Below are 20,401 nucleotides of genomic sequence, written 5' to 3' on the forward strand. Positions count from 1 at the left end.
ATCATGAGGTGATTTAGCGGCATCACTATGCAATATCCCGGGCGGAAACGCCATGGCCCATCGGATTGCAGGCGATGCGACCGCTCAGGCCTCGGTGCCCAGCCACAGGTCGGGCCCGAACACCTCGTAGTGCACGGCCGCCGGGGCGATGCCGCGGGCGAGGAGATCGCCGCGCACGGCGCGCATGAAGGGCAGCGGGCCGCAGAGGTACGCCGTGACGTCCTCCGGCAGGTCCAGGGTCGAGACCTCGGCCCGGCCCCGCCCCGCCGCTTCGGTGCCCGGCTCCTCGTACCAGAGGTGCAGCGAGCCCTGCGGCAGCGCGTCGACGAGGCGGCGCAGCTCCGCGCGGTGCGCGTGGCTCCCGGGCGTGCGGTCGGCGTGGACCACGGTCACGCGGCGCTGCGAACCGGTGGTCACGAGGTGGTCGAGCATCGCCAGCATGGGCGTCGAGCCGATGCCGGCAGAGGCCAGCAGTAGCGGTCCGTCGCCCTCGGGCAGGACGAGGTCGCCGAACGGGGCCGACACGGTGACCCGGCCGCCGACGCCGGCGTGCGCGTGCAGCCAGGACGAGACCTCGCCGGCCGGGTCGCCCTCGACGCGCTTGACGGTGATCCGCCATTCGGGTCGGCCGGGCGCGGCGGAGAGGCTGTACTGGCGGATCTGCCGGGCGCCGTCCGGGAGCGTGACCTGGACGCTGACGTACTGGCCGGGCCGGAAGCCGCCGGTGGGGCGCCCGTCGACATGGCGCAGCACGAGGGAGACGGTGTCGGGGGTCTCGGTGCGGCGCTCCGCGACCTCCATCGGCTGCCACACCTGGCCCTCCGCGACGCCCTGCTCCTGGTAGAGGCGGGCCTCGATGGCGATGAGGGCGTTGGCCATCAGCCAGTACACCTCGTCCCAGGCGCGGGCGACCTCGGGGGTCACGGCGTCGCCGAGCACGGACACGATGGCGGCGAAGAGGTGCTCGTGGACCACCTTGTACTGCGCGGAGGTGACGCCGAGCGAGGCGTGCTTGTGGGCGATCCGGGAGAGCATCACGTCCGGGCGGGCCTCGGGCTGCGCGAGCAGGGCGCCGGCGAAGGCGGCTATGGAGCCGGCCAGGGCCTTGCGCTGGTCGCCGGTGGCCTGGTTGCCGCGGTTGAAGAGGTCCCGCAGCAGCTCGGGGTGGGCGGCGAACAGCCCCGCGTAGAACCGTTCGGTGATCTCGTCGAGCGCTCCGCCGACGACGGGGAGGGTGGCTCGGACGACCGGGGTGGCCTGCTCGGACAGCATGACGGCTCCATATCTGGTAGATGATCTGCGTATTTAAAACGATGCGGAAACCCCGCGTGGTGCGCGGGGGTGCCGTCAGTCGGCGGGGCGGCTCACGGACAGGGCGAGGAGCACCGGTCCGGTGGGGGACTCGACCAGCTCCGCGACGGTGAGGGGGTCGAGGGTGCGGTAGAACGCCTCCTGTGCCTCGCGCAGCGCGCCGCGCAGCCGGCACGCCGTACGCAGCGGGCACGGTGGATCGCCGTCGCAGGCGACGACCTCCTCCTCGCCCTCCAGCGTTCGGGCCAGCCAGCCCACCGAGGACCGTCGGCCGAGATCGGTGAGCGTCAGTCCGCCGCCCCGGCCGCGCCGCGCCTCGACCACGCCGAGGTGTTGGAGGCGCGTGACCACCTTCGCCATGTGGGCGTAGGGGACGGCCATGGAGTCCGCCACCTCGCGCGTGGTGGGGGTGTCGTCCCGCCCGGAGACCGCCAGACGCATCACGGCACGCAGCGCCAGGTCGGTGAATTTGGTCAACCGCACGGAACGACCGTATCAAAGGCGTATTTCCCATACGTATTAAGGGTGTGGCTCACGGGTGTGCCGTCCGTGGTGCCGCCACACCCACCAGCCGCCCACCACCATCGACGCCGAGAAGAGAGCGATACCGAGGACCGGCCACTGCCGGTCGGCGATCCGGGCGTCCGTGAACGCGACCAGCGTGAGCGCCACCAGCGGAACGATCAGGGACAGCGCGGCCCGCGCCGAGGCCGCCGCCACCGCAGGGGACAGCCGGCCGCTGCGGCGCGGCAGCCGCGCGCCGGAGTAGAAGAGCGTCGCCCGGTCCGCGACCCGGGCCGTACCGCGGTAGTACGCGGAGGCCAGGTACGGCAGCCACACCAGCGGGGCCACGAGACCGACCAGGAACACCGCGCCGACCAGCACCCACTGGCCGAGCCGTACGAGAAGCCCGGTCCCGCCGTCCGAAGGGGTGACGAGTCCGAGCAGCCGTGCCATCCGCATGACCATGTCCCACAGGGCGGCGAACCGCCCCGGCCGTTTCGCGGCCGGGGCCTGCGGGGCGGCCAGCGCGGCCCGCGCGGCGTCGGTGTCCTCGTACACCCCCTGCAGGACCAGCAGCTCGGCGGTCCGTTCGTCGTCGGTCGGATCCCGGCCTTCGAGGGCCGCCAGCTCCAGCATCATCCGCGCCTGCGAGAGGAGCGCCGCGCAGAACGCGACCGGGATGAACACCAGGAACGGCCCGCCCACGAACGCACCCTCCGACGTCGCCGCCCGGGTGCCGCGCGCCACGATCCTGGCGCGCAGCCGCTCCGGAGTCTCGTCGGGGTGCCCCGCGCGCAGCCGCTCCACCGTCCGGCCGGCCCCGTGGCCCAGCCGGCGGGTCGCGAAGTCGGCGAGGAGCTCCGGCAGCCGCCCCGGCTGCGCGCTCGCCGCGCGCAGCAGGGAGCGGGTGAGTTCCGCGGGCGCCTGGTGCTCCTCGCCGTCCGATCCGGTCAGGACAGGACCTTGGCCTTCGCCTTCTCGAACTCCTCGTGCGTGATGGCTCCCTTGTCCTTCAGCTCCGACAGGCGGGCGAGTTCGTCCACGCTGCTGCCCGAGCCGCCGCCCGGCGAGGTTCCCGCGGTCTTGCGGATGTAGTCCTGGAACGCCGCCTCGCTGTCCTGGGCCTGCTTGATGTCGCGCTTCCCCATCCCCTTGCCGCGTGCGATGACGTAGATCAGCACGCCCACGTAGGGCAACAGGATGCAGAGGATCAGCCAGCCCGCCTTGCCCCAGCCGCCGAGTTCGTGGTCGCGGAAGATGTCCGTGATGACCTTGAACAGCAGGAAGAGCCACATGATCCAGAGGAAGAACCAGAGCATGGTCCAGAAGAGGTTGAGCAGAGGGTAGTCGTCCATGCCTGTACTCCGTTTCCCGCCGACCTCGAACGGCCCGACGTGAAAGCGAGTCTTGTCGACCCCACGTGGTCCCGCATGTCGTGGCAGCGCCGGGGTGCGGACCGGCTGAGGCCGTGTTCGGATGGGCGGGCACACGCGAACGGCACGCGCACACGAGGGAATCACATGGGACGCGCGGGCTCAGTGCACGCGCGCCCGGAGCGCCGCGAGCGCGCGGTCCGCGTGGGCGCTCATCCGCAGCTCGCTGCGCACGACCTCCAGTACCTTCCGGTCCTGGTCGATGACGAACGTGACGCGCTTCGTCGGCGCCAGCGAGAAGCCCCGCTTCACCCCGAACCCGTCCCGGACGGAACCCGTGGGGTCGGAGAGCAGGGGATAGCCGAGCGAGTGGCGTTCGGCGAACTCCTGCTGCCGCTCCACCTCGTCCGTGCTGATGCCGACGGGCCTTGCCCCCAGCGCGCGGAACTCGCCCGCCAGGTCGCGGAAATGGCAGGCCTCGGCCGTGCACCCCGGAGTGAGGGCGGCCGGGTAGAAGAAGAGGACGACCGGCCCCTCGGCCAGCAGGCCCGAGAGGGAGCGGGGCGTCCCCGTTTCATCCGGAAGAGTGAAGTCCTCGACGATGTCACCGACGTTCATGCGCAGCGACGCTACCGCACGGTAGTCCCAGGCGTCATTGGGCCTGGCGCACCCGGGACGAGGCCTCGCGCGCGGTGAGGACCGCGAGGACCCGCTCGCCCCAGCGCACGTTCTCCTCCTCGAAGGCCCGGCCGCGCATCAGGTTGAGGTACGGGCCGATCCGCTCGGCCTCGCGGAGGTAGGTCTCCTCGTCGCGTCCGTCGAGCAGCCACTCCCGCAGCCGCTCGTAGCGCGCGATCTTGCCGCGGGCCCACTCCATCCGATCCCGCACGTGCTGCCGCACCGCCGCCGTGTCGCCCTCGTCGCAGGCCTGCACCTGCACCATGAGCTCGTCGCGTACCGCCGTCGGTTTCGGCGGGTGCGAGGTGTAGGCGACGAGGTCCTCGCGGCCCGTCTCGGTGAGGGTGAACATGCGCTTGTTGGGGCGTCGTTCCTGCTGCACCACGCGGGCCTCGATCAGGCCGGCCTCGGAGAGCCGGTCCAGCTCCCGGTAGAGCTGCTGCGGCGTGGCCGCCCAGAAGTTGGCCACGGACACGTCGAAGAGCTTGGCCAGGTCGTATCCGGACGCCTCGCCCTCCAAAAGGGCCGCAAGGACCGCGTGCTTGAGAGACATCCGGACAAAGTAGCAGTTCGTTCAATAGTTTCCTCCGCACCTATTCACCGGTGAAAGCCCTGGTGAGGGGCGGGGTCCAGTCGGCGTGGCGCAGGATCATCCGCAGGGCGACGCCCGACGGGGTCAGGCGCAGGAGGGCGTTGCGCAAAGGTACGGCGAGCGGGTGGGCGAGCTGCTGCCCCATCCGCCCGGCCTGCCGGGCCGCGGAGGCCACGGCCGTGGTGCGCGGGCGCCGTTCGGCGTCGTACCGGGCGAGCGCGGCCGTCACGCCCGGCTCGGTGTCGAGTGCCGCGGCCAGCACCACGGCATCCTCCAGTGCCTGGCAGGCGCCCTGGCCGAGGTTCGGGGTCATGGCGTGAGCGGCGTCTCCGAGGAGTGCCACCCGGCCGGCCGTGAACGACGGCAGGGGAGTGGCCAGTTCGGCGATGTCGTGGTGGAGGACGTCCTCGGGCCGGGTCGCGGCGAGGAGGCCGGGGACCGGCGCGTGCCAGTCGGCGAAGCGCCGCCGCAGCACGGCGAGGGGGTCCTCGTGCCGGACCCCGGCCGGGGAGTTGAGCACCGCGTGCCACTCCGCACGCCCGTCGGCGAAGGCGAGGTGCCCGAACTCGGCCCCGTGTCCCCAGGTGAGCTCGAAGTCGGTACGCAGTTCCACCGGCCGCTCCGTGATCGCCCGCAGCACCGTCGAACCGCTGTGGACCGGGCCCGGATGGGCGGGGAACAGGGCGCCGCGCAGGCGGCTGCCGACGCCGTCCGCGGCGACCACGAGATCCGCCTCCGGACACCCGCCCGGATCCCCTTCCGAGCGGGCGGCGCCCACCGTGTCCGCAGCCCCCGACGTGTACGTCAGCCGCGTCCGGCCGTCCTCCCCGGGCGGCTCCACCCCCGTCACGGTCACTCCCGTACGTACCGTCCCGGGCGGCAGCGCGCCGCGCAGCAGGCGGTGCAGTTCGGCGCGCGGGAGGCCCACGATGGGGGAGCCGAGGGCGCGTTCGAGGGCCGAGCCGTCCATCCGGGCGAGCCAGGAGCCGCGCGGGGTGCGGGTGCCTCCCGTGTACTGGCCGCGCCCGGCTGCCCGTACGGCGGCGCCGAGACCCAGGGCGTCCAGCGCGCGGATGCCGTTCGCCGCGAGGGAGATCCCGGCCCCCGCGTCGGCGAGGGCGGGCGCGCGGTCCACCACCCGCACCTCCCAGCCGATGCCGCGGAGTCCGACCGCGGCGGCCAGCCCCCCGATGCCCGCGCCGACGACGACGGCGGTGTGTCCCATGGTGCGCCCCCACTCCCGTACGACGCCTTCTACATCCGTAGAAGGTGATGGCGGGAGCGTAGCGCCGCTCTCTACAGGTGTAGAAAGAGGGGGTGACTTCCGCATCCCCGGCACCCGCCCCCGCCCGCCGCACCCTGCTCGCCGACGCGGCCCTCGGCGTCCTCGCCGACGCGGGCATGCGCGGCCTCACGCACCGGGCCGTGGACGCCGCCGCCGGGCTGCCGACGGGGACCACCTCCGCGTACTTCCGCACCAGGTCCGCCCTGCTCACCGGCCTGGTCCTGCGGCTCGTCGAACTGGACCAGGCCGAGCTCCGGGCCGCCGCGGAGAACGCCCCCGCGCTCCGCACCCCCGCCGATCTGGTCCACGGCCTCGCCCTGCTCGTCGCCGCGCGGACGAGCGGGGAGGGACGGCGCCGCTCCCTGGCCCGCTACGCCTGCGTCCTGGAGAGCGTGCGCGACCCCGAGCTGCGCGCGATCCTGGTGCCGAGGAGGAATCCCGGGCGCGAGGCGGTACGCAGCTTCCTCGCCGCACACGGCGTGACGGACCCCGAGGCACGCACCCTAACCCTGCTCGCCTGCGTGGACGGCCTGGTCCTGGACCGGGTCGTGGCCGCCGGGCGGGCGCCGGGCGCGGTGCGGGAGGAGATCGAGGGGCTCGTGGCCGCCGCACTCCGCTGACGTGCGGCCGAATGGCTGTCCGTCGCGGTGCGACGCGGCCGGTGGCGGGAGAAGCTGCACTATCCGAAGGCCGCCCCGGTCAACGCCCCCGCCGACCTGACGTCCGCAATGGAGCAAGCCCCGATGGACAGCAACGCGTTCGTCTACACGACGTACATCCGCACCACACCCGACGAGCTGTGGGCGGCGCTGACCGAGCCCGAACTCACCCGCCGCTACTGGGGCGTGGCCTTCGAGACCGACTGGGCCGCCGGTTCCGCCATGGTCTGGGACGAGAACGGCCGCAGGACCAGCGACCCCGAGCAGGTCGTCCTCGACGCCGAGCCCGGCCGCCGCCTCGCCTACACCTGGCACACCTTCACCCCCGCCTGGGCCGAGGCCGTCCGGATCGACCCGGAGGTCTACGCCCGCCTGGCCGGGGAGCGCCGCTCCAAGGTGACGTTCGGGATCGAGCCCGCCGGGGACATGGTGAAGCTCACCGTCGTCCACGACGACCTGGAGCCCGACGGCACGATCCGCGGCCTGGTGGGCGAGGGCTGGCCCGCCCTCATCTCCAGCCTGAAGTCCCTCCTGGAGACGGGTGAGGAACTGCCGGAGGTCCCACGCTGAGCCCGGGCACTCCGCCCGTCCGCCGGCTCCTCGCCCACCAGTCGGCCCTCGGGCGTTCGCCCGTCCGCCGCGCCACCGGTCGTGACCAGGTGCCGCGGTCCCGTGGAATTCCCCCGAACGGCCCAGCGTGACGCGCTAGCGTGCGCGCATGACCGCCACCGTGACCGTCCTGACCGCCGGCTACGTCGGCCCGCGCACCGCCTCCACCGTCACCCTGCTCCGCGACGGGGACACGGTCGTCGTGGTCGACCCCGGCATGGTCGCCGACCGCGCCCTCATCCTGGCGCCGCTCGCCGCCGCCGGCCTGACCCCCGAGCAGGTCACCGACGTCGTGTTCAGCCATCACCACCCCGACCACACGCTCAACGCGGCGCTCTTCCCCGCCGCCCGGTACCACGACCACTGGGCGATCTACCAGGACGACCTGTGGACCGACCGCCCCGCCGACGGCTTCGCGCTCTCCCCGTCGATCCGGCTCGCCGCCACCCCCGGGCACACCCCGGAGGACATCAGCACCCTCGTCGACACCGACGGAGGACTCGTCGTCCTCACCCACCTCTGGTGGTCCGCCGACGGCCCGCCCGAGGACCCCTACGCGACCGACCCGGAGGCCCTGCACGCCTCGCGCCGGACCGTCCTCGCCCTCGGCCCGGTCCTCGTCGTCCCCGGCCACGGGGAGCCCTTCGCCCCCACCGCGGCGACGCCCGGCTGACCTCCGCACCCGCCCCCTCGTTGGTGCTTTCGAGTCGTCTCGCGGGCCTCTCCCACGCCACGCCCGGTCAGTTGATCATCTTTTCCGTCCCCGATCGGTTTTGATGCACCAGTCGGACCGGATCGGCGCAGGCGAGAAGGGGTGGGTGCCCGACGTGGCGTCACGCAGCAGCATCAAGGGGTGGGGGGCGCTCTCCCTCGCGGCGGGAGCCCTCCTCGCCGCCAACGCGGCCCAGCCGCCGGCCGCCGACGCCCCCGACGTCCCGGCGGCGGCCCCCGCCCTCGTCTCGGTCGACGCCTGCCCCGTCGACGACGGCGGACTGTGCGCCGTCCCCCGCCGCACCCTCCTCCTCGACGGACCCAGGCCCCCGATCGCCCTCGACGGACGCACCGCCCTCGGGCCGCTGGCCCTCGCCCTCCGCACCCACGGACGGCTCGCCGACGTCACCGTCACCGACCACAAGGGCCACCGCGTCGCCGGAGCGGTGAGCGCCGACGGCGCCCTCTGGACCAGCACGGCGCCGCTCCCCGCCGGCGCCCGCTACACGGCGCGCCTCGTCGTCGAGCGCACCGACGGCGGCCGGTTCCGCCGCCGGCGCGCCCGGCTCGACCTGGGTATCGGAGCGGCCCCCCAGGGCGAACGGCTCACCGCCGAGTTCGGCCCCACCCGAGGGGCAGGCTCCGGCGACGACACGTACGGCGTGGGCCAGCCGATCACCGCCGAACTCAGCCACCCCGTGCCCGCCACCGACCCGGAGGCCCGGCGCTCCGTCGAACGGGCCCTCGACGTCCGCTCCACCCCCCGGGCCGTCGGCGCCTGGCACTGGGTCGGCCCCACCACCCTCCACTACCGTCCGCGCACCTACTGGCCCGCCCACGCCACCATCCGCGTCCACAGCGCGCTCGACAGGGTCCGGGTCACCGACGGGCTGTTCGGCGCCCCCTCCGCGCCGCTCACCCTCACCACCGGCGACCACGTGGAGGCCGTCACGGACGTCACCGCGCACACCATGACCGTCTACCGCAACGGCCGGCTCATCCGCACCATCCCGGTCACCACCGGCAAGGAGGGCTACCGCACCCGCGGCGGCGTCAAGGTCGTCCTCGGCAAGGAGCCCACCGTCCGCATGCGCGGCGACTCCATCGGCATCACCCGTGGCAGCAAGGACTTCTACGACCTCAAGGTCCGCTGGGCCACCCGGGTGACGTGGAGCGGCGAGTACCTGCACGCCGCCCCCTGGTCGCTGGACGCGCAGGGCAGCGAGGACGTCAGCCACGGCTGCACCGGCATGAGCACCGAGGACGCGGCCTGGTTCTACGGCACCGTCCGAGAGGGCGACCTCGTGCGGGTGGTCAACGCGTTCGGCGAGCCGATGAGCCCGTTCGACAACGGCTACGGAGACTGGAACCTCAGCTGGGCCGAGTGGCGCCGGGGCAGCGCACTCGGTCCCGGGGCCTCCGGCGCGGGGCACGCCCCGGGTGCGCTGCGGCCCGACCTCTGAGCCCGGACCGGCCGCCCGCCCCGTACCCAGGAGTGACGATGACAGAGATGACCAAGGTCGAACTCGCCGACGGCGTGCTGTACGTGGAGGTGGAGCCGCTCGTCCCGGCGCGCGGTTCCGACGAGCTGGAAGGCCTGCACGACCGGCTGCCCGACCTGTCGGGAGTCACCGCCGCGCTGTCCTCCTTCGCGGGCCAGCTCGGCGACGCGCTGCACCAGGCCGCGCCCGACCGGGCGGTGGTGGAGTTCGGCTGCCAGCTCGGCGTGGAGGCGGGCAAGCTCACCGCGCTCGTCGTCCAGGGCACGGCGACCGCGAACCTGAAGGTCACCCTGGAATGGGCCAAGGAGCAGGGGTGAAGGCCCCGCAGCGGTGCAGTCCGTGCGGACCGCGCCCCGACCGGCCGCCGAGAGCAGCGAGCCGATCGTGACGCCGATCGCCAGACGGACCGGCTCGACCCGAGGTCCCCGGGCGGGCTCCTGGGCGGACTCCCGTGTCGACGGCGGTCCTTGGGGCGACTGCTGCGGCTCCATGGGCTCCCCTCCGGTGGTGCGGCGGAGTGTGCGGCCGACGCGTCCTTCCGATCGGCACCCGGTACGGACCCGCCGCAAGCCGGGCGGGTCCGTACGGGTCCACGGAGGCTAGGCGTCCGTCCCGGCCCGCTCCGGCTTCTCGGTCCGGCACACCAGAGCGTCGTTCTCGACGTCCGCGACGATCGTGTCCCCGGGGTCGGCCACTCCGCCCAGCAGCAGCGAGGCGATCCGGTTGTCCAGCTCCGTCTGGATCGTGCGGCGCAGCGGGCGGGCGCCGAACTCCGGCTGGTGCCCGTGGGCGACGAGCAGCTTCTTCGCCGCCTCCGTCACCTCCAGGTCCAGCCCCTGCGCCTTCACCCGCCGCTTGCTCTGGTCGATCAGCAGGTCGAAGATCCGCGACAGGTCCGCCTCGCCGAGACCGTGGAAGATGATCGTCTCGTCGATCCGGTTGAGGAACTCGGGCCGGAAGTAGTCCCGCAGGTCCTGCTTGAGGTCCTCGCGGATCTCCGACACGTCGCCGTGGTGGGCGAGGATCCGCTGGGCGCCGATGTTCGAGGTCATGATGACCACGCAGTGGCGGAAGTCGACCGTGCGGCCCTGCGCGTCGGTCAGCCGCCCGTCGTCGAGGACCTGGAGCAGCGTGTTGAAGACGTCCGGGTGCGCCTTCTCCACCTCGTCGAAGAGGAGCACGCTGTACGGCTGGCGGCGCACCTTCTCGGTGAGCTGCCCGGCCTCCTCGTGACCGACGTATCCGGGCGGGGCGCCGACCAGCCGGGAGACGGTGTGCTTCTCCTGGAACTCGCTCATGTCGAAGCGGATCAGCCGGTCCTCCTCGCCGAACAGCAGCTCCGCCAGTGCCTTGGCCAGCTCCGTCTTGCCGACTCCCGTGGGGCCGAGGAAGAGGAAGGAGCCCACGGGCCGCTTCGGGTCGCCCATGCCGGCCCGGTTGCGGCGCACGGCCTGGGCGATCGCCACGACCGCCTCGTCCTGGCCGACCACCCGACTGTGCAGGGCGTCCTCCAGCTTGAGCAGCCGCTCCTTCTCGTTCTCGGTCATCTGCGTCACGGGGATGCCGGTGCGCCGGGACAGCACCTCGGCGATGTCGGCGGGCGTCACCTCCAGGACGCCCTCGCGGCGCTCCTCGATGCCCGCGAGCTCACCCTCGATGCGGGCGATGTCCTGCTTGAGGCCGTTGGCGCGCTCGAAGTCCTCCGCCGCCACCGCCTCGTCCTTCTCGCGGCGCAGCTTGGCCAGCCTGTCCTCGCGTTCGACGACCTCGGTGGACCGGCCGAGCGAGCGCAGCCGCACCCGGGCGCCGGTGTGGTCCATGAGGTCGATCGCCTTGTCGGGCAGGAAGCGGTCGCGGACGTAGCGGTCGGAGAGCTCGGCCGCCGCCGCGAGGGCGTCGTCGCCGTAGCGCACCTGGTGGTGGGCCTCGTAACGGTCCCTCAGGCCCTCCAGGATGCCGATGGTCTCCTCGACGGTCGGCTCGGGGATCAGCACCGGCTGGAAGCGCCGCTCCAGGGCCGCGTCCTTCTCCACGTACCGCCGGTACTCGTCGATCGTCGTCGCGCCGACGACATGCAGTTCGCCGCGCGCGAGGGCCGGCTTGAGCATGTTGCCCGCGTCCATCGAACCCTCGCCGGTGGCGCCCGCGCCCACCACGGTGTGCAGTTCGTCGATGAACAGGACCGTCGAGTCGGCGGCCTCCTTCACCTCGTCGATGACGTTCTTCAGCCGCTCCTCGAACTGGCCGCGGTACTGCGCCCCGGCGACCAGGCCCGACAGGTCGAGGGCCACGACCCGCTTGCCCTCCAGGGTGCGCGGCACCTCGCCCGCCACGATCCGCTGCGCCAGGCCCTCGACGATGGCCGTCTTGCCGACGCCCGGCTCGCCGATGAGCACCGGGTTGTTCTTCGAGCGGCGGGAGAGGATCTCCACGGTCTGCTCGATCTCGTCGGCCCGTCCGACCACCGGGTCCAGCTTGCCCGCGCGGGCCTCCTCCGTGAGGTCCCGCCCGTACTCGTCCAGGGTCGGCGTCTTCGACTCCGGCTTGGCCGCGGGCGGGGCCTCGGCACGGGCCTGCCGGTCGGCGGTGGAGCGCAGCGTCCCCACGTCCGTGCCGTACGAGCCGAGCAGCCTGGCCGCGGCGGAGGACGGGCTGTCGAGCAGGGCGCCCAGAACGTGTTCGGGGCCGATGTACGAGACCCCCGACTCCTGGGACCGTTCGAAGGCGCGCAGCAGCACCCGCTTGGCGGCCGGAGTGAGCCCCGGCTCGGCGGACGGCACGCCGCTCTCGCCGGGCAGCACCTGGGCGACGGCCTTGCCCAGCTCGTCGGGGTCGGCCCCCGAGCGCGCGAGCAGCCCGCGGGCCGGTTCGACCTGGGTGCACGCCCACAGCAGGTGCTCGGTGTCCAGATCGGCGCTGCCGTCCTCGGCGGCCTTGGTGGTGGCCCGGCCGAGCAGGTCACGGGCCGAATCGGTGAGCAGCCGGCCGATCGGCACCCGCTGCACGGCCGGGGGAGAGGCTGCGGGGGTCATGCCGAAGAAGCGGTTGAGCAGGTCGTTGAAGTGGTCGGAGCCGCCGAACGGGTCTGAGCCGCCGAAGGATCCGAAGGGGGACATGGTCATGGAGTGCCGTCCAGATGCGTCGACTTCCGGGCAGTTCCCGTCCACTGGAACAGCAACGGGCGCCCCTCACCCGCCGGGCGCCGCGGTCACGGGCCGTGGCCGGGGCCGGCACGGGCCCCGGACCGTACGGATTCAGGCCGGGCGGTCCGGCGCGGAAGCCTTCGTGTCCTCTGCGCCATCCGGGTCAAGGAGGCCGGACGGGGACGGTTCGCCGACCCTCAGCCGGGTCCTGCGCTGCAGACCGGCGCCGACCAGGACGCCCAGGGCGATCGCGGCGACCGTCACGACGGTGCTCACCAGACCGGACAGACCGCCGTCGGTGCCGCCCTCGACGATGATCTCCGGATCCCTCAGACCCGCCCGCCGCCCGCCGTGTCCGAGGACAGCCGCTGCGCCGCGTAGATCGGGATCACCGACAACAGCACCAGCACCGCCGCCACCACGTTCACCACCGGGGCCTGCTGAGGCCGCGTCATGTTGTCGAAGATCCACAGCGGCAGGGTCCGCACCCCGGGGCCCGCCGTGAAGGTGGTCACCACGACCTCGTCGAAGGAGAGCGCGAAGGCCAGCAGACCGCCGGCCAGCAGCGCCGAGCGCAGCAGCGGGAAGGTGATGTCCCAGAAGGTGCGGAAGGTGTGCGCGCCCAGGTCCATCGCCGCCTCCTCGTACGAGCCGGGCAGCCGCCGCAGCCGTGCCGTCACGTTGTTGAAGACGACCACGATGCAGAAGGTCGCGTGCCCCACGATCACCGTGAACAGCCCGAGGCCCACCCCGAGCGGCGCCAGGACGGTCCCGAAGGCGGAGTTGAGCGCGATGCCCGTGACGATGCCGGGCAGCGCGATCGGCAGCACCACCGCGAAGGAGACCGCCTCCCGCCCGAAGAACCGGTGCCGCTGCACGGCGAAGGCGATGAGCGTGCCGAGCACCAGCGCGATCGCGGTCGCCGCGAGGCCCGCCCGCACCGAGGTCCACAGGGCCTCGCGGGCCCCCTCGTTGTCCCAGGCCGCCGCCCACCAGTCCAGGGTGAGCCCGGGCGGCGGCCAGCTCGCCGAGCGGTCCGGGTTGAGCGAGCCGAGGAGGACGAGCAGCAGCGGCAGGTAGATCACCGCGAAGCCGAGCCCGGCCGCGGTGCGCAGCGCGATCCGCGCGGGACGGGAGAGGTTCATCGGGAGCGGTCCTTCCGCAGGTTCGGGTTCCGCGGCCCGGTCACAGGCTGCGCAGCGCTCCGGTGCGCCGCACCGCGAGCAGGTAGAGCACGATGACGGCGACCGGCACGGTGCCGAGCGCGGCGGCCAGCGGCAGGTTGAGGGTGACGTTGGAGTACACGAGGTTGCCGAGCAGCTGGGTCTTGCCGCCGACGACCTGCACGGTGATGTAGTCGCCGAGGCTCAGCGAGAAGGTGAACACCGAACCCGCCGCGACGGCCGGCCACACCATCGGCAGCACCACCGAGAAGAAGGTCCGCCCGGCCCGCGCGCCGAGGTCGGCCGAGGCGTGCAGCAGGTTGTCCGGGAGCTGCTCCAGGGCCGTGTGCACCGGCAGGATCATGTACGGCAGCCAGAGGTAGGTCAGCACCATGACCGTGGCGGTCAGCCCGTACCCCGGGCCGCTGAGGCCCAGCGGACGCAGCGCCCAGTCGAGCGGACCGCCCTCCGAGAGGATGAGCCGCCACGCGTACACCTTCACCAGATAGCTGGCCCACAACGGGGTGAGGATCGCGACCACCAACAGCGGGCGGCGGCGCGGGCTCGCCACCCGAGCCGTGTAGAACGCGATCGGGAAGGCGATCAGCGCGCACAGCACGGTCACGGCCAGGGCGACGCCGACCGTGCGCAGGGCGACCGTCCGGTACACCGGCGAGGACACCAGCTCCTGGAAGTTCTGCGCCGACCAGACCCGTACCACCTCGGAGGTGAACGAGTCGGTGGTCCAGAAGGCCGAGAGGAACAGCGCGGCCAGAGAGCCGAGATAGGCGAGCACCAGCCACAGCAGCGGCGCGGTGAGCAGCGCGGCGAGGCGGACCCGGGGCCTGCGGTGCAGGGCCCCGGCGAGCCGCCGGACCGGACCGGCGGCTCGCGTGGCGGTGGAGATCGGGGAAAGGCTGGTCATGGGACGGCGTCAGCCCTTGATCTCGTTCCAGGCCTGCACCCACTTGGCGTACGGCACGCACGTCGCGTCCGTCCGCCCGTCGAGGCACTGCTCGATCGGCGTGGTCCAGAAGTGCACCTTGTCCCAGTAGGCCTCGTCGCCGGCGTGGAAGGTGGCACAGTGGGTCTTGTCCGCGGTCTGCGCGCAGGACCCGGCATTGGCGGGCGCCTCGCCGAAGTACTCGGCGACCTGGGCGTTGGCCTTGGGCGAGACGATCCAGTCGAGCCACTTGTAGGCGCAGGACGGGTGCTTGGCCTTGGCGGACACCATCCAGGTGTCGGACCAGCCGGTGGAGCCCTCCTTCGGCAGCACCGCCTCCACCTTGGCGCCCTCGGCCTCGGCCAGGTTGGCGATCACCTGCCAGCTGGTGCCGACGACCGAGTCGCCGCTCTTGAAGGCCGAGACCTCCTTCAGGTAGTCGCTCCAGTACTCGCCGACGTGCTTGTTCTGCGCCTTCAGGAGCTCGACGGAGGCGTCGAACTGCTTCTGGTCGAGCGCGTACGGATTCTTGATGCCGAGCTCCGGCTTGGTGGCCTTCAGGTAGAGCGCGGCGTCGGCCAGGTAGATGGGGGAGTCGTAGGCGGTCACCTTGCCGCTGTGCGCGGACGCCTTGTCGAAGACGGCCGACCAGGAGTCGGGCGCGGGCGTGACCTTCTCCTTGTCGTACATCAGGAGGTTGGCGCCGCGGCCGTGCGGGATGCCGTAGGAGACGCCCTTGACGGAGTTCCACTCCTTGTTCTTGAGCCCGGCGAAGACGTCCGCGTAGTTCGGCACGAGCGCGGTGTTGACGGGGGCCGCGTCGCCGGAGGCGATCAGGCGCAGCGAGGCGTCGCCGGAGGCGGAGACGGCGTCGTACTCGCCGGTCTTCATCAGCGCGACCATCTCGTCGGAGGTGGCGGCGGTCTTCGCGTTGACCTGGCAGCCGGTCTGCTTCTCGAAGGGCGTCACCCAGTCGACCTTGGGGTCGTTGGAGCCGTCTTCGACGTACCCGGCCCAGGCGACCAGGTTGACCTGCCCCTCGGGCGCGCCGAGCGATGTGGGCGCCTTGAGGGCGGGCGGGTGGAGACCGCCGGACTTCCCGGAACCGGCCTGGTCGGCCGAGCCGCAGGCGGTGAGGAGGAGCAGTCCGGAGACGGCGGCGGCCGTCAGGAGCGAGCGGTGCAGACGCACGTGGTTCTCCGTTGCTTGAGAGTGCGGGAGGTGCAGGGGAGTACGGGAGGCGCGGGAGGCGCGGGGAGTACGGAATGTGCGGGGGAATGCGGGAGGGTGCCGGAGGTGCGTGGGAGAGGGTGGGGTGCGGTACGGGGGTGCCCGGGGCCATCCGGGGGCCGCCCCGACTAGGTCCGGGGCTCGGCCGTCGGGGTCTCCGTCCGCTCCGGCTCGGGGGACGGGGCCGGTACGGGTGCCGGAACGCTCACGGCGTGCCGTGGGTCCCACCGGAGTCCCACCCGGGCGCCCCGGAAGGCGGCGAGGTCGGCGGAGGAGGTCTCCAGGTTCTGCTGGACGGCGGTGAGCCGTCCGCCCGCGTCGAGGTCGACGAGGAAACGGGTGGCGTCGCCCAGGTAGACGACCTCGGCGACGGTGCCAGCGGTGCTCGTGTGGCCCGCCTCGGCGGGCGCGGCAGGGTCCTTGACGACGCGGATCTTCTCCGGCCGGATGCTGTACGTGCCGGAGGCGCCGAGGACGGCCCGCGCGCTCGCGCCGCTGAGCAGGTTGGAGGTGCCGACGAAGCCGGCGACGAAGGGGGTGGCGGGGCGCTCGTAGATCTCGGCGGGGGAGCCGACCTGTTCGATCCGGCCCTGGTGGAAGACGGCGATCCGGTCGCTCATGGTCAGGGCCTCCTCCTGGTCGTGGGTGACGAACACGAAGGTGATGCCGACCTGCCGCTGGATCGCCTTGAGCTCCACCTGCATCTGCTCGCGCAGCTTGAGGTCGAGGGCGCCCAGCGGTTCGTCGAGGAGGAGCACGCGCGGGCGCCCGACGAGGGCGCGGGCGAGGGCGACCCGCTGGCGCTGGCCGCCGGAGAGCTCGCCGGGCCGGCGCCTGCCCAGGCCTTCGAGGCGGACCTGGGCGAGGGCGGCGCGGGCCCGGACCAGACGCTCGGCCTTGGCGACCTTGCGCACCTTCAGGCCGTAGGCCACGTTCTGTTCGACCGTCATGTGCGGGAAGAGCGCGTAGTCCTGGAAGACGGTGTGGACGTCCCGCTCGAACGGGGCGAGCCGGGTGACGTCCCGGCCGGCCAGCTCGACCGTGCCCGCACCGGGGGTCTCGAACCCGGCGATCATCCGGAGCACGGTCGTCTTGCCGGAGCCGGAGGGGCCGAGCATCGAGAAGAACTCCCCGTCGGCGATCTCCAGGTCCACCCCCGCCACGGCCTCGGTGCGGCCGTAGCTCTTGCGCAGTCCTGAGAGCCGGATCGCCATTCCCTCCATGGGCGGGAACCTTTCTGGTGCGGTGGAGCGTTGTGACGAGCGTGAGCGTAAACATATGAAGTCATAGTTCAAATCTCAAGACCCCCTTAAGGTAAAGGCTGAGTCAACGCGCGAGGTGGTACACCGTGAGGCCAGACGGCAGACAGGGCGCGGGCGCGCAGGGGAGCGCCCGCAGGACCGTGTTCACCCCCGTCGACACCCGTGCGCGGGTCGACACCGTGGTGCGCAGGCTCGGCGACGCCATCGAGCTCGGACTCCTCGCCGACGGCGAGCAACTCCCCGGCGAGACCGAGCTCGCCGCCCAGCTGGGCGTCTCCACCGTGACCCTGCGCGAGGCCCTCATGGCCCTGCGCCAGCAGGGACTCGTCACCACCCGCCGCGGCCGGGGCGGCGGCAGCTTCGTCACCCTCCCCGAAGGGCCGCCCGAGGACCGGCTGCGCGCCCGCCTCGCCGACTGGTCCACCGAGGAGCTGCGCGACCTGGGCGACCACTGGGCCGCCGTGTCCGGAGCGGCCGCCCTCCTCGCCGCCCGGCGCACCCAGCTCGGCGACCTGCGTCCGCTCTCCCGGACCGTCGACGAGCTCGCCGCGGCCGAGGATCCCGCGACCCGCAGCCGCCTCTACGGACGCTTCCACGTCGAGCTGGCCGCGGCCGCCCAGTCGGCCCGCCTCACCCGCGAGGAGATCGCGCTCCAGACCGAGTTGGGCGCCCTGCTCGTGCTCGTCCTCGACGACGCCGCGTATCTCGAATGCGTGGCGGATCGTCACCGCTCCGTGATCTCCGCCGTGCAGGATGAGGCCGACGAGCGGGCAAGAATGCTGGCCGAGCAGTGCGTACGCGAGTCCGTGGGCCGGTTGGTCGCCCTGCGGCTCGCTCCCCCCACCCGCGCACCCGAGCCGCGTCCCGAGGAGGACACCGATGGCCAGGAGTACCGGGCTCGCCCACCCCGTGGGGGCCGCCGCCCCTGACCCGGCCCGCGTCCTCGGGCCCGACGCCGTCGGGCGGCGCGTCCGCGACACGCTCGAGGACGTCTTCGCCGCCGTCGCCGCCACCCGCGCCGACACGGCGGCGCTGCTCACGGCGGCCGGTGGCACCGGCCGCGCTCCCTTCTCCGCCGACCTGGCCGCCCTCCGGCCCGGGCTGCACGGCAGGCTCGCGGCCCAGGACCTCGTGTCGGGTGCCGGGTTCGTCGCCGCGCCCGGCCTCCTGGCCGACGTGCCGGCCTGGCTGGAGTGGTGGCAGCGCGGTCCCGACGGCACCGTCCGGCCGCTCCTGCTCGACCTCGACCCGGCGCACTCCGCGTACTCCGACTACACCCACTGGGACTGGTACGCGCTGCCCCGCGAGACCGGGCAGCGCGCCGTCGCCGGGCCGTACGTCGACTACCTCTGCTCCGACGAGTACAGCCTCACGCTCTCCGCACCCGTCCACGTCGGCGGGCGCTTCGTCGGGGTGGCCGCCGCCGACGTCTACCTGCGCCACTTCGAGGCGGCCGTCCTGCCCGTGCTCCTGGAACTGCCCGTCCCCGCACGCCTGGTGAACGCCCGCGGCCGGGTCGCCGCCTCCACCGACCCGGGTCACCTCGCGGGCTCCCTCACCAAGGGACCCGACTTCGCCGCCGTCCTCGCGGCCCCGCCGGGCGTCCACCGCCACGGCGACCTGCACCTGACGCCCTGCGCGGGGACCCCGCTGGTGCTGGTGACCCCCGAACGGTGAACGGCCCTCACCGGACCACGGTCCGGCCCGCGGCCCGCACCGGACCAGGAGCCGGACCCAGGGGCTAGCGGTACTCGACCGTCAGCGTCACCGGTGCCGCCTGGTTGACGAAGAGGTACGCCGTCGCCGCCGGGGCGGAGGCGAAACCGAGCCGCACCTGCGTCGTCCCGCTGCGGTCCAGGGCTGCGAGCGCCGCCGGTGACAGGTCCGAGGACACCGCGCTCCCCGACGAGAACGCGCCGAACTCCGCGGCCCCGGCGACCGTCGCAGGAGCCGCCCAGTCGGCGGCCTCCACCGCGCAGCCGCCGAAGCAGCCCGTACGGACGTCCGCGAGCAGCCGGTTGCCGACCGGCGAGGACCACGGGTCCCCGGAGCCGCTCGACCGGGCCACCGTCAGATACGCCCGGGTGATCTCCTTGCCCGCCGGGATCGCGGACGTGTCGAAGGAGAGCAGCGTGCGGTTCACCTTGCCGTCGGTGCCCCGGCCGAGCGCGAAGCCCAGGGAGTCCTCCAGGGTGCCGAGCACCGCCCCCGAACCGTCCGCCGCCGCCTTCACGTACCCGTCCTGCGCGTCCACGCTCGACAGCGTCACCGAGCCGCCGCCCGAGGGCGGCGTCGTCGTGCCGCGCAGCGCCCGCACCATCCCCATCACGGCCTCGATCTGCTTCCCGCCGTGCCGCGCGTACGCCGAGTCCCCGAGGTAACCCCACCAGTTCCAACAGGCGTTGGGGTTCTCCAGCGTCCCGGTCGCCGCGGCCTGCGGGTACAGCACGATCATGCCGTTGGTGTCCGCGTACTCGTTCAGATGGGCCCCGTCGAGGAACCGGCTTCCGAAGCCCTGGTACCCGTACGCCTGCTTGCAGCCGTGCAGCGCCACCATCAGCGTGCAGGCGGCGCCGTCCGCGCAGGACTTCGGCACGTAGGCGAAGCCGTCCTCGCCCATCGACAGGGCGGCGGCCGAGCCCCCCGGGGCGTAAGCGTTCTGGTCGAAGCGGATCAGCGAGCCCGAAGGGGCGGCGGCGGGCGCGGAGACCGTGCCGAGGAGCTGCCCGAGCAGCTCCCGTTCGGCGTCGGTCCCGCAGTCGTTGATCCACGGACTCTGCGTCGCCGCGCAGGAGTTGGGGCCGAGCGGACTGATCCACGCGTGCCCGGCGGCGGTGGAGCGGTTGTAGCGCACGCGGGCCCCGAAGTGCCCGTAGAAGTCGGCGAGCGCGGTCGCCACCGGCTGCTTCACCGTGGTGTCGCCCGTCCCGCTGAACACGTACACGGGGTCGCCCGACAGGTTCGCCACCGGGTCGACGAGTCCCTGCGCCGACCAGTCGCGGGTGGTCTGCTCCAGCGCGGCGAGCTGGAGGTCCTGCGTCGTGTTCATGCAGGCGTCGAGTGCGGTGGACAGCGCGTTCCGGGCGCAGTTGTACGGGCCCGAGGCGAAGACGGCCGACCCGGAGATCTCGCCCGAGTACGCGACGTGCAGCTGTGTCGCCATGAACCCGCCGGCGGACACCCCGGCGGTGTAGACGGAGCCGATGGCGTACGGCGTGAGGGCACCCGGCACCGGCGCGGGCGCCGCCGCCTCGGCGGGCGACGCGGGCCCGGCGAGGAGCAGGGCGGTGACGGCGGACAGCAGAAGTGCCGCGAGGCGGCGTGGACGTGAGGGGCGCATGGGGGCTCCTGTGCGGCTCGGCAGGTGGGGACAGGGCCGGAGGCTAGAGGTGTCCGGAACCCGCCCCCTATGGGCCGGGCAGCCACAAACAACGGG

21 protein-coding genes are annotated in these 20,401 nt (G+C 73.1%); 7 read left to right on the forward strand and 14 right to left on the reverse strand.

What is annotated here, in order from left to right; all coding sequences use genetic code 11:
* Positions 1-84: 84 nt before the first annotated feature.
* From OG309_RS35170 to OG309_RS35200, 7 genes are all read right to left on the reverse strand, one after another.
* Positions 85-1,272 (reverse strand): globin domain-containing protein, encoded by a 1,188-nt coding sequence (locus tag OG309_RS35170; RefSeq protein ID WP_329427239.1) that lies wholly within the window; start codon positions 1,270-1,272, stop codon positions 85-87.
* A gap of 75 nt (positions 1,273-1,347) precedes the next feature.
* Complete coding sequence (locus OG309_RS35175) at positions 1,348-1,794, reverse strand: RrF2 family transcriptional regulator (protein WP_329427241.1); 447 nt, start codon at positions 1,792-1,794, stop codon at positions 1,348-1,350.
* A gap of 36 nt (positions 1,795-1,830) precedes the next feature.
* A complete protein-coding gene (locus OG309_RS35180; RefSeq protein ID WP_329427243.1) occupies positions 1,831-2,622 on the reverse strand; it encodes a hypothetical protein in 792 nt (263 codons plus the stop codon).
* Positions 2,623-2,765: 143 nt separating this feature from the next.
* Positions 2,766-3,170, reverse strand: a complete 405-nt coding sequence (locus tag OG309_RS35185; RefSeq protein WP_329427245.1) for an SHOCT domain-containing protein — start codon at positions 3,168-3,170, stop codon at positions 2,766-2,768.
* Positions 3,171-3,350: 180 nt separating this feature from the next.
* Positions 3,351-3,806: a peroxiredoxin gene (locus OG309_RS35190; RefSeq protein WP_329427247.1), complete on the reverse strand. Its 456-nt coding sequence runs from the start codon at positions 3,804-3,806 to the stop codon at positions 3,351-3,353.
* Positions 3,807-3,840: 34 nt separating this feature from the next.
* Positions 3,841-4,419 (reverse strand): PadR family transcriptional regulator, encoded by a 579-nt coding sequence (locus tag OG309_RS35195; protein WP_329427250.1) that lies wholly within the window; start codon positions 4,417-4,419, stop codon positions 3,841-3,843.
* Positions 4,420-4,459: 40 nt separating this feature from the next.
* The gene (locus OG309_RS35200) at positions 4,460-5,683 is read right to left on the reverse strand and encodes an FAD-dependent monooxygenase (RefSeq protein ID WP_329427251.1); all 1,224 of its coding nucleotides are present in this window, start codon (positions 5,681-5,683) and stop codon (positions 4,460-4,462) included.
* A 176-nt stretch (positions 5,684-5,859) separates the two neighbouring features.
* On the opposite strand from OG309_RS35200, the gene OG309_RS35205 reads away from it, so the two are divergent.
* The 5 genes from OG309_RS35205 to OG309_RS35225 all read left to right on the forward strand — a co-directional run bounded on the left by OG309_RS35205 (position 5,860) and on the right by OG309_RS35225 (position 9,541).
* The gene (locus OG309_RS35205; RefSeq protein WP_329428715.1) at positions 5,860-6,363 is read left to right on the forward strand and encodes a TetR/AcrR family transcriptional regulator; all 504 of its coding nucleotides are present in this window, start codon (positions 5,860-5,862) and stop codon (positions 6,361-6,363) included.
* Between the two features lie 123 nt (positions 6,364-6,486).
* The gene (locus OG309_RS35210; protein ID WP_329427253.1) at positions 6,487-6,972 is read left to right on the forward strand and encodes an SRPBCC family protein; all 486 of its coding nucleotides are present in this window, start codon (positions 6,487-6,489) and stop codon (positions 6,970-6,972) included.
* Positions 6,973-7,120: 148 nt separating this feature from the next.
* Positions 7,121-7,684, forward strand: coding sequence for an MBL fold metallo-hydrolase (locus tag OG309_RS35215; protein WP_329427254.1), 564 nt, complete (start codon positions 7,121-7,123; stop codon positions 7,682-7,684).
* Between the two features lie 154 nt (positions 7,685-7,838).
* A complete protein-coding gene (locus tag OG309_RS35220; RefSeq protein ID WP_329427256.1) occupies positions 7,839-9,185 on the forward strand; it encodes a L,D-transpeptidase in 1,347 nt (448 codons plus the stop codon).
* 38 nt (positions 9,186-9,223) lie between these two features.
* Positions 9,224-9,541 carry a CU044_2847 family protein gene (locus OG309_RS35225; protein ID WP_329427257.1) on the forward strand — a complete coding sequence of 106 codons (318 nt, stop codon included), beginning with the start codon at positions 9,224-9,226 and terminating at the stop codon, positions 9,539-9,541.
* A gap of 282 nt (positions 9,542-9,823) precedes the next feature.
* On the opposite strand, the gene OG309_RS35230 is transcribed toward OG309_RS35225, so the two are convergent.
* From OG309_RS35230 to OG309_RS35255, 6 genes are all read right to left on the reverse strand, one after another.
* Positions 9,824-12,346, reverse strand: a complete 2,523-nt coding sequence (locus OG309_RS35230; RefSeq protein ID WP_329427258.1) for an ATP-dependent Clp protease ATP-binding subunit — start codon at positions 12,344-12,346, stop codon at positions 9,824-9,826.
* Positions 12,347-12,478: 132 nt separating this feature from the next.
* Positions 12,479-12,643 carry a hypothetical protein gene (locus tag OG309_RS35235; RefSeq protein ID WP_329427259.1) on the reverse strand — a complete coding sequence of 55 codons (165 nt, stop codon included), beginning with the start codon at positions 12,641-12,643 and terminating at the stop codon, positions 12,479-12,481.
* A gap of 53 nt (positions 12,644-12,696) precedes the next feature.
* Complete coding sequence (locus OG309_RS35240; protein ID WP_329427261.1) at positions 12,697-13,512, reverse strand: ABC transporter permease; 816 nt, start codon at positions 13,510-13,512, stop codon at positions 12,697-12,699.
* Between the two features lie 40 nt (positions 13,513-13,552).
* Positions 13,553-14,455, reverse strand: a complete 903-nt coding sequence (locus OG309_RS35245; RefSeq protein ID WP_329427263.1) for an ABC transporter permease — start codon at positions 14,453-14,455, stop codon at positions 13,553-13,555.
* 9 nt (positions 14,456-14,464) lie between these two features.
* On the reverse strand, positions 14,465-15,664 hold the full coding sequence (locus OG309_RS35250) for an ABC transporter substrate-binding protein (RefSeq protein ID WP_329427265.1): 1,200 nt from the start codon (positions 15,662-15,664) through the stop codon (positions 14,465-14,467).
* Between the two features lie 167 nt (positions 15,665-15,831).
* Positions 15,832-16,926, reverse strand: coding sequence for an ABC transporter ATP-binding protein (locus OG309_RS35255; protein WP_329427266.1), 1,095 nt, complete (start codon positions 16,924-16,926; stop codon positions 15,832-15,834).
* Positions 16,927-17,051: 125 nt separating this feature from the next.
* On the opposite strand from OG309_RS35255, the gene OG309_RS35260 reads away from it, so the two are divergent.
* Positions 17,052-17,894 (forward strand): FadR/GntR family transcriptional regulator, encoded by an 843-nt coding sequence (locus tag OG309_RS35260; protein WP_329427268.1) that lies wholly within the window; start codon positions 17,052-17,054, stop codon positions 17,892-17,894.
* Entirely contained in the window at positions 17,845-18,642 is a 798-nt protein-coding gene (locus tag OG309_RS35265) for a cache domain-containing protein (protein ID WP_329427269.1), read from the forward strand. Before OG309_RS35260 ends, OG309_RS35265 begins: the two co-directional genes overlap by 50 nt.
* 64 nt (positions 18,643-18,706) lie before the next feature.
* On the opposite strand, the gene OG309_RS35270 is transcribed toward OG309_RS35265, so the two are convergent.
* Positions 18,707-20,305: an extracellular catalytic domain type 2 short-chain-length polyhydroxyalkanoate depolymerase gene (locus OG309_RS35270; RefSeq protein WP_329427271.1), complete on the reverse strand. Its 1,599-nt coding sequence runs from the start codon at positions 20,303-20,305 to the stop codon at positions 18,707-18,709.
* Between the last annotated feature and the right edge of the window lie 96 nt (positions 20,306-20,401).

Source organism: Streptomyces sp. NBC_01268, assembly GCF_036240795.1.
Taxonomy (GTDB): Bacteria; Actinomycetota; Actinomycetes; order Streptomycetales; family Streptomycetaceae; genus Streptomyces.